This window comes from Planctomycetota bacterium (genome assembly GCA_018242585.1).
Classification (GTDB): domain Bacteria; phylum Planctomycetota; class Planctomycetia; order Pirellulales; family PNKZ01; genus JAFEBQ01.
The window spans coordinates 1-9,001 of the sequence record JAFEBQ010000055.1 but is presented as its reverse complement, the minus strand read 5'-3'; the positions used below and the strand labels follow the sequence as shown (position 1 = coordinate 9,001).

Genomic DNA, 9,001 nt, shown 5'->3' with positions numbered 1-9,001 from the left:
CTCAAGTGCATAACAGGCTCTAGGAGCAATCGATGACTTCATCCGACCTGCGCACCCGATTGCTCCAGGGAATCGTGATTCCGGCCAGCCCGTTGGCGCTGACGGCCGAGCGGCGCTGGGACGAGCGGCGACAACGAGCCCTGGTCCGTTACTACGCGGCGGCTGGCGTCGGCGGCCTGGCTGTCGGCGTCCACACCACGCAATTCGCCATCCGCGAACCGCGCTATGGACTCTATGAACCGGTGTTGCGGTTGGCGGCCGAGGAACTGTCTCGCGCCGCGGCGGGTCGACCGCTCGTCCGCGTAGCGGGCGTTTGTGGCGCAACCAGGCAAGCCGTCGCCGAAGCCAGCACGGCGCGCGAGCTGGGCTACGATGCGGCGCTGCTGAGTCTGTCGGCCCTGGCCAAGGCCAGCGAGGACGAGCTGGTCGCACACTGCCGGGCGGTGGCCGAGGCGATTCCCGTCATTGGCTTCTACTTACAGCCCACCATCGGCGGGTGCGTGCTCCCGTATTCGTTCTGGCGGCGGTTCGCCGAAATCGAAAACGTGGTGGCGATCAAGATCGCCGCCTTCGATCGGTACAAGACGCTCGACGTGATCCGCGCCGTCACCGAATCGGGCCGCGACGACATCGCCCTGTACACCGGCAACGACGACAACATTGTCGTCGATCTGTTGACACCATTCCGGTTCATGCACAACGGCCAAGCGCGCGAGAGGCGGATCGTCGGCGGCCTGCTGGGTCATTGGGCGGTCTGGACGCGCCGCGCGGTCGAGCTGTTGGAACAATGCCACGCGGCGGTGGCCGGCGACGGGCCACTGGCCCAGAAGTGGCTCACCCGGGCCGCCGAGGTGACCGACATGAACGCGGCCATCTTCGACGCAGCCAACGCCTTCGTGGGCTGCATTCCCGGCGTCCATGAAGCGCTGCGGCGGCAAGGGTTGCTCGCAGGGGTCTGGTGCCTGGACGAGCACGAGCAGTTGAGCCCGGGACAGGCCGACGAGATCGATCGCGTCTGCCGCGCGTATCCACATCTTGTCGACGACAACTTCGTGCGCGAGAACCTGGACAGCTGGCTGGCTTGAGGCGTGGCGCAAGTTTTTTGGTATGCACCGCGCTGACGGATAGCGCTGACGCGCGAGGTTGAAGCAACCCTTCTCCCTCCGGGAGAAGGTGCCCGAAGGGCGGATGAGGGTCCCCGTTGCTGTTGTCTTCGCGATGCCGCACGCGATTGATACGTGACCCTCATCCGGTTCGCTACGCTCACCACCTTCTCCCAGAGGGAGAAGGGTTTTGCGCCGACCGTTAGCAAGGGTATGCTTCGCGAATCGTGTAGCGCCAGCAGATGGTTGTCACCGGGGCCGCAATCTCGCTTGCACAGAGTTGCTGCAAATCGCCACCGGTTTGCCAGGCGAATGTCGCGCCGCGGGCGTGGTCCAGCGACCATTCGAGCGCCGGGCGCGGGACGTCCGCAGGCCACGTTGCCGCGCGGTACTCGCTTCCCAAGCGCTCGGCCGGGCTGTGCAGCCGGCAGGCGATGTCAAAGATCAACGCCTCGCCAGCCTCGTCGGTCGACACGCTCGCCGACCAGTGGCTGCGGCCGGCCATGCCGACCAACAGCGCCACGCGCCGGCCGGCTTGTGTCTCGAAGTGCAAATGTTGCAACGCCGGGCTGGCGGGCCAGCGCTCGTCGGGCGAACCTTCGATCGATTGGAACACCGGCACGACCCAATCGGCCGCGACTTGATATAGCAATCGATGCCCCACTCGATCGGCCTGCCGCACGAACTCGACAATCAACCGCCCAGCGACAATGCGATTGAGATCGGCATCACGTACGCCGGCATTGGTCATTGGGATTTGGTCATTGGTCATTCGATGCGAGCGTCAATCTGAGAAAGCGCGCAAGCCTATTCGTCGTTATCTACCACCGCCGGCCCTTGCCCGACGCGCCAGCGCAGAAATGCGTCCAAAAACCCTTGCAGGGCGTTGCCGTCCAGCACGCTTTGAAAGTTGCCGACCAGGTGACCGGTTCGCGAGTCCTTGACCCGCTGGTCCGGGTGCAAGAAGTAGTTGCGAATCTGCGAGCCGAATCCGGTCTTGGCCTGCGACTGGTACTTGGCCGCTTGCGCCGCTTCGCGCTTTTCTTCCTCGGCCCGGGCCAACCGCGCTTTCAGCATCTTGATCGCCAGGGCGCGATTCTTGTGCTGGCTTCGCTCGTTCTGGCAACTCACCACGATGCCGGTGGGAAGGTGGGTCAGACGAATGGCGCTCGACGTTTTATTGACGTGCTGGCCGCCGGCCCCGCTGGCGCGGAACACGTCTTCGCGAATATCCTCGTCGCGGAGTTCGATCTGCACGTCGTCGTTGACCTCGGGCGAGACGTCGACCGCGGCAAAGCTCGTCTGGCGTTTTCCTTCGGCGTTGAACGGGCTGATGCGGACCAGCCGGTGCATGCCCGTCTCGCCTTTCAAGTAGCCATAGGCCATTGGCCCGCGGACGGCGATCGTGGCGCTCGAGATGCCGGCTTCTTCGTTGTCTTGCCGATCGAGGACTTCGACGTCGTAGCCGTTCTTCTCGGCCCACATGATGTACATTCGCAGCAGCATCTCGGCCCAGTCCGAGGCATCGACGCCACCGTCGCGCGAGTTGATCGACACGAGCGCGCCGGCCGCGTCGTGCGGGCCGTTGAGCAAGGCCTTGGTCTCGATATCGTCGACCAGCGGTTCCAACCGGATCAGCTCGGCGCGAGCTTCGTCGTTGAACGTGGCGTCGTCCGACCCCATTTCCAGCATAGCGCCGACGTCATCGAGCGACTTTTCCAGCTCGACCACCGGCTTGACCAACAGCGACAGCGATTTCCGCTCGCTCATCACCGCTTGCGACTTTTGCGGGCTGTCCCAGAATTCGGGCGCGGAGATTTCCTGTTCGATCGCCGCCAGCCGGGCTTGCTTCGTGGCCAGGTCAAAGAGAGCCTCGCAACTGCATTAGCCGCTGGCGAATCCGCTCGGAACGATCAGACAACTCGCGATCCATCGAATGACTCCCTAGGGCGAACAAAACTCTGGCTGAATAGCAGGGGGGAGAGTCGTCACGTCGCGCACAATTGACGCGTGACCCTCATCCGGCGGCTAGCGCCGCCACCTTCTCCCCGAGGGAGAAGGGTTCTTTTTCAGTATCCGGTGAAGCGGGGGTCGATCGGCTGGGCCGAGGCCGCGCTCGCCGTGGCTGAACTCGTATCGTACGCGCCGACCAGCACCACGGTCAACGACCGGGGACCGTGCGCGCCGATGACTAGCGACTGTTCAATGTCGGCTGTCTTGGACGGCCCCGAGATAAACAGCCCGTAGCCTGCGCCGGGAAATTGGAGCCGCGCGTACGCTTCGTGCAGGTGATTGACGATCTCCGCGCGCGGCACGACCAGCACCAGATGTTGCGGCAAGAAGTAAACCACGCGATGCTTGATGCCGGCGTCGGTCACCCAAACGGCGGCGTTCTCGGCCACGCCAAACATGCCTGGCAAGATCGCCACGTCGATGTCATGCACGTGAGCCGGCAGATCGAGCGTATCGAGTTCTACGTTGCCCAGCGCCATACCGGGCACGCGGCAGATGATCTTCTTGGCGTCTTGCATGGGTCCGATCGCGCGGATCGCGTCATCCAGTTGCGACGCGTCGACGACCGAAACCGCCTGCCCGCCGACGCCGGCCAGCGCGTCGCAGAACTGCCGGGCCGGATCGGCGTAGGTGGTCCAACTGCCCGCGACGGTGGGCAGTTCGACGGGTTCGCGCCGGCGGGCGCGCACGGCACCGAGGATCGTATCACGGCTATTCGTGTTTTCTCGCCCGGTCATGCGCGATCCTTCCCGCGCCGTTGGCGATAAAGCTCGCGAAAGCTCTGGCGCGGCGTCGGCGGCATTTCGCGCTGTCGCCCCCAAGGATTGAACCGGTTGTAGACCAGCCAGCGCGGCATGATCGACATCACCCGGCGGCCGACGCCCCCCAGGAACGCATACAGCCGCGGGCGTTGAAACACAAAACTCGTCAGACGCATGGCCAGGCGCTTCGACCCGCTCAGCAATTTGCGCCCGGCGATCACGCTGCGCAGGATCAGCAATTGCTCGTGCAGGTTGATCTTCACCGGGCAGACATCGGTGCATGACGCGCACAGGCTGCACGCAAACGGCAGCGTCGCGTGCTGCGCGGCATCGCGGGCCGGATGCAAAATCGAACCGATCGGGCCGGGAATCGTCGAATGGTAGCTGTGCCCGCCGCTTCGCCGATAAACGGGACACGTGTTCATGCACGCGCCGCAGCGGATGCACTTGAGCGCGCCACGGAACTCGTCGCTGTCCAGAATCTGGCTGCGGCCGTTGTCGACCAAGACAATGTGCAACTCGCCGCCGGGAATCGGCCCGTGGAAGTGGGACGAGTAAGCGGTGATCGGCTGACCCGTGGCCGAACGGCCGAGCAAGCGCAAGAAGACACCCAAGTCACTGGCCCGCGGGATCAGCTTCTCGATCCCCATGCAGGCGATGTGCAGCTTGTTGAGCGAGACCCCCAGGTCGGCGTTCCCTTCGTTGGTACAGACGACGAACCCGCCGGTCTCGGCGATGGCGAAGTTGACGCCGGTGATCCCCGCCTCGGCGGCCAGGAACACATCGCGCAGCTTCTGCCGCGCGGCATAGGCCAGGTACGTGGCGTCGGTCGCGCCGGCTTCGGTGTTCAGGTGCTTGTGGAACAGCGCGCCGACTTCTTCCTTCTTGATATGGATGGCCGGCATCACGATGTGACTCGGCGGCTCCTGACGCAGTTGCACGATCCACTCGCCCAGATCGGTGTCAACCACCGTCACGTCGTGCTGTTCCAAGAACGGGTTCAGGTGGCACTCCTCGGTGAGCATCGACTTGCTCTTGGCCACCCGATGGACGTTGTGCTTCTTCAAGATGTCGAGGACGATCTGATTGTGCTCATCGGCGTTGCGCGCCCAGTGGACGATCGCGCCGCGGCGGGTCGCCTGGGCCTCGAACTGTTCCAGATAATCGCCCAGGCGCGACATCGTGTGCGATTTGATCTGCGAGGCCAGCGCCCGGAGCGCTTCCCACTCGTTTAAGGTCCGCGCGGCCCGGTCGCGCTTGACGCGGACGAACCACAAGGCCTGGTCGTGCCAGTGGGCTCGCGACTCGTTGGCCGTGAACTCGGCGGCGCTTTCGGGATGGGTAATCGGCAGCGAGACTTGCATTAGCCATTCGCTCCCGCGGCCGTGGTCGCCGTAACATTCGGCACGGCACGACCGGCCAAAATCTGCGCCACGTGCATCACGGCCAGCGGCGTGCGCTGGCGGCGAATTAGCCCTTCGAGGTGCATCAGGCACGACATGTCGACCGCGGTCAGCACCTGGGCCGTGGCCCGCTGGTGATCGGCAATTCGATCGAGCCCCATCATGCACGAGACCGCTTCTTCGTTCACCGAAAACGTGCCGCCAAAGCCGCAGCATTCGTCGGGGCGTTCGAGCGTGACAATTTCGATGCCGTCGAGCGAGCCGAGCAGCTGTCGGGTCTTGCTGTAGCTGGGGCCAACGACTTCGCTGCTGCTGGCCAGGCGCAACTCGCGCAGGCCGTGGCAGCTTTGATGCAATCCCACCCGATACGGGAAGCGCCCTTGCCAACCGGTCAGGCCCAGCACGTCGACTAGGTATTCGGTCAGCTCGAAAGTCTTCTTCCGTAGCGCCAGGTAGGTCGGGTCGTCGTGGAAGAACTCGTGGTAGTGCTGACGGACCATTGCCACGCAGCTACCCGACGGGCAGACGACGTAGTCGTACGGGGCGAAGGTTCGCACGAACAACTCGGCCACTGGCCGGGCGTCGGCGGTGCAGCCGGTGTTGGCCATGGGCTGGCCGCAACAGGTTTGCTGCTCGGGGAACTCGACCTGCTGACCGCAGCGTTCGAGGACTTCGACCGTGGCCAGCCCGACGTCGGGATAAAGCTGATCGATGTAGCAGGGGATGAACAGACCGACGCGAGGCAAACCGAGACTCCGATGACAACCGAGGGGCCGGCCCAATCGCGGGCGGGCTTATGCTTTGGGGCAATGGCATAACATGCGTGCCAGCCGTAGGTCAGGCCTTGGCCTGACATGGTTGTGGCCACAACTTCGTCAGGCCAAGGCCTGGCCTACAACGCTGACCGATGGTAATGATACGCTTGTGCCGAAACCATCAGCATAAACGGCGCGATGGGCCGAGCCAAGCGGGGGGCCGGGCATGGTTTTAACCGCGGGTTTGCGGGCATTCGGGCAATCAAATCGACCACGACGACACAACGGGCACGACGTTAGACAGGGGAGGGGAGAGAGGTTTGATGGAAAACTTGTAGGTCAGGCCTCGGCCTGACTCCAGCCTTGTGGAGCAATCGAGTTCGATGGTTGTGGGCGTTTTTTTGTGGTTATAAGAACGTATTCGTCCAACACGTCTAGAAAGTCAGAGTCGTAGCGGTATTCAAGAAAGTCCAGATTCCAAAGCCCAGAATCGCGAATACGAACATTTGGACTAAATAGTCCTAGCCAGTTGTCTGCAGGCGTATCCACAGGGCCAGACTTGCCAACAAGCAATCCAATCAAGTTGCGCTCAATATATGCTCGGTCGCTCGTTGGCCCTGCTTCGTCGTCAACTGCTAGCCATAAAACATGCATCGCACCAATATGCCTGGATACCAGACGTTCGAGATTCTGCTCTGCAGCGCGAGTTTGTGCGTCTGCTGAGCTTCCAATTCCCCAGGTCGGCACACCAATCCTCGGATTCGCTGCGGACATTGCCGCGCCAACGTGAAGGCGAAAAACTGAACCACGATGGTTTCCCAAACCGTCGTTCGATCCTCGATGTGTCCGAAGGCGATTCCAAAGAGTGGCTTTTGAGCCTCGGCTAACACCGTGTGTTCCAACACGGACGACACGCGACTCAACTGACCCTCTCCTAACTTCACCGGGTTCAAAAAAGAGATAAACGCCGCGGCAGGGCCATCCTTGTGAGCCAGTACACGCGGAAAGGAGACGCATTCCATCGATGCTGGTTTCCAGACAATGCAGCGCTTGATAAAGTCGCTCGACATCCCGTTGCCGATGAGGTTGCGATTGCTGGTTTGAGAGCCACTGCAACTGGCGACCGATCCCAAGTCCTTGCATTGGCAAGTCGACCCGACATCCGTGTGCGGAGATAAGTGGTACAAGACGTTCGCGGTACCGCTCACCTGCAAGTACGACTATATCGTCGCCCGGATGAATGCGAGAACGCAAAGAACTCCACACATCGTCAGCCCATTGAAATCGTTCCTTCGCTGACTTGGCGTTTAATGTCTCCTCGTATGGCTCAATGAATTCGTTCGGTTCCAAAAGTCCATATTTGGCCGAAAGGATGAACCAGGAGTCGCACCGTTGCTGAACATATTCACGCGACTTCGTAAAAAGCGCGGAGCAATACAAATCTTTCGCTTGAGCAGCAGTCGATTGCTTTTTGCTAACACAAGATATCAAGCCAACACGAGACATTTCCGACCCTCTCAAACTCACGTAACCTACGACTGCTCGCTTGTTTCGTAGGGTGCCCTGTGGGCACCAAATCATCTCGCGGCGATCACGACGAACTGGGCGTCAACTACTGCGCTGATTCTTTGCTGCCCAGCACGAATGCCAGCAGGCGTTTGGTCATGTCCTTGTCGAAGTCGGCGAGGTGTTTGGCAATCAGGCCGTGCGCGGCCAGTTGCCCGCTGCCCGGATAATCGACGACGATCAACTCGGCCTTGGGGAGCGCCGCCCTAAGCGACTCGGACTCCTCGACCGCCTCGGGACGCTGCTTGACCGTGGCGATGATGAACGCCGGGCAGCCGGCAGGATGCTTCCGCACCTGCAACAAAGGCGACGCCTCGACGAGCGTCGGTTGATTGTCGCCGAATGCGTCGCTGATCATCTTGCGGACGATCGGCGCTCGGGTGGCCGTCAGATCGTAGCTGGCCGTGTCGATCGGCATTACGCCGGCCAGCGCGTCGCTGGGGGCGAGGTCGTGCGCTTGCAAAAACTGCGGCGCGGTCGCCACCAGCGCCACCAGATGAGCCCCCGCCGAATGTCCCAGCAGGAAGACCCGGCGCGGGTCGCCGCCGTGCGTGGCGATGTTCGTGTGGACCCAGGCAACGCCGGCCGCCACATCCTCGACATGAGCCGGATGCTTGACCGCGGGCGTCAACCGATAGTCGAGCCCCACGGCCACGGTCCCCTGGTCGGCCCAGGCCTGGCACAACGCCTTGCCCGAGCGATTATCCTTGTCGCCGTTGCGCCAGCCGCCGCCATGAACCCAAACCAGCACGGGCAGCGAACCAGACGCGGGCGCTTTGGCCGGCACGTACACGTTCAAACTCTGCTTCGAGTCCTGGCCATAGGAGAAGGTCTTGGGCTCGGCACCGGTAGCCGTTCCGACAAATAACAGAGCGCCAACCAGCGCGAGGATCGAAAACAATTTCATGGAACATGCCCCGGAGTGTGTAAAAGTTTTGATTCTAGTTGAGGTTCGAGGCGAATGTCTTACATGGATCAAGGCAGATTAGATCGACCACGACGACACGACGGTCACGACGTAAAGACTTCTTAAAAGAAATTCACCACAGAGGCACAGAGGACACGGAGAAAAGAATGAACTGTCCTGTTTATCTCCGCGTTGTCCTCTCTGTGATCTCTGTGCCTCTGTGGTGAGAATCTCTTTGCTTTAACGTCGTGCCCGTCGCGTCGTCGTGGTCGAATTAGCCTTTGTACCGTGGTCGAATCATATCGCGACAACTCGGTAAAGCCTGACGGTGGTTCATCATACGTGCGGCCGGCGGCTGTCGGCAACAATTGCCGGGCTGGGCTGCGCTGCCGTGCAAATGAAAAAAGAATGACCAGCTAACCGAGCGAAACTGCTCGATTTGCCGGCCCATCATTGCGATTTGAAATGCGCGAGTCAGCAACCACCGGCAGAG

Annotated in this window: 8 protein-coding genes; 1 reads left to right on the top strand and 7 read right to left on the bottom strand. The window is 61.8% G+C overall.

Annotated features, from left to right (window positions below; translation table 11 throughout):
• Positions 1–32: 32 nt before the first annotated feature.
• Positions 33–1,085, top strand: coding sequence for a dihydrodipicolinate synthase family protein (locus JSS27_21580; protein ID MBS0211542.1), 1,053 nt, complete (start codon positions 33–35; stop codon positions 1,083–1,085).
• Between the two features lie 220 nt (positions 1,086–1,305).
• Here JSS27_21580 and JSS27_21575 read toward each other — a convergent pair whose 3' ends face one another.
• The 7 genes from JSS27_21575 to JSS27_21545 form a co-directional block, all read right to left on the bottom strand.
• A complete protein-coding gene (locus tag JSS27_21575) occupies positions 1,306–1,875 on the bottom strand; it encodes a hypothetical protein (GenBank protein ID MBS0211541.1) in 570 nt (189 codons plus the stop codon).
• Positions 1,876–1,910: 35 nt separating this feature from the next.
• A complete protein-coding gene (gene prfB / locus JSS27_21570) occupies positions 1,911–2,963 on the bottom strand; it encodes a peptide chain release factor 2 (GenBank protein MBS0211540.1) in 1,053 nt (350 codons plus the stop codon).
• 209 nt (positions 2,964–3,172) lie between these two features.
• On the bottom strand, positions 3,173–3,634 hold the full coding sequence (locus JSS27_21565; protein MBS0211539.1) for an LUD domain-containing protein: 462 nt from the start codon (positions 3,632–3,634) through the stop codon (positions 3,173–3,175).
• A 215-nt stretch (positions 3,635–3,849) separates the two neighbouring features.
• On the bottom strand, positions 3,850–5,241 hold the full coding sequence (locus JSS27_21560) for a lactate utilization protein (protein ID MBS0211538.1): 1,392 nt from the start codon (positions 5,239–5,241) through the stop codon (positions 3,850–3,852).
• Complete coding sequence (locus JSS27_21555; GenBank protein ID MBS0211537.1) at positions 5,241–6,026, bottom strand: (Fe-S)-binding protein; 786 nt, start codon at positions 6,024–6,026, stop codon at positions 5,241–5,243. Before JSS27_21555 ends, JSS27_21560 begins: the two co-directional genes overlap by 1 nt.
• Positions 6,027–6,374: 348 nt before the next feature.
• Entirely contained in the window at positions 6,375–7,541 is a 1,167-nt protein-coding gene (locus JSS27_21550; protein ID MBS0211536.1) for a hypothetical protein, read from the bottom strand.
• Positions 7,542–7,647: 106 nt separating this feature from the next.
• Positions 7,648–8,508, bottom strand: a complete 861-nt coding sequence (locus JSS27_21545; protein ID MBS0211535.1) for an alpha/beta hydrolase — start codon at positions 8,506–8,508, stop codon at positions 7,648–7,650.
• Between the last annotated feature and the right edge of the window lie 493 nt (positions 8,509–9,001).

Coding starts and splice junctions, on each gene's coding strand:
- JSS27_21560 (MBS0211538.1), bottom strand. CDS start 5,241: ATGCAAGTCTCGCTGCCGATTACCCATCCCGAAAGCGCCGCCGAGTTC.
- JSS27_21550 (MBS0211536.1), bottom strand. CDS start 7,541: ATGTCTCGTGTTGGCTTGATATCTTGTGTTAGCAAAAAGCAATCGACT.
- JSS27_21575 (MBS0211541.1), bottom strand. CDS start 1,875: ATGACCAATGACCAAATCCCAATGACCAATGCCGGCGTACGTGATGCC.
- JSS27_21545 (MBS0211535.1), bottom strand. CDS start 8,508: ATGAAATTGTTTTCGATCCTCGCGCTGGTTGGCGCTCTGTTATTTGTC.
- JSS27_21580 (MBS0211542.1), top strand. CDS start 33: ATGACTTCATCCGACCTGCGCACCCGATTGCTCCAGGGAATCGTGATT.
- JSS27_21565 (MBS0211539.1), bottom strand. CDS start 3,634: ATGCAAGACGCCAAGAAGATCATCTGCCGCGTGCCCGGTATGGCGCTG.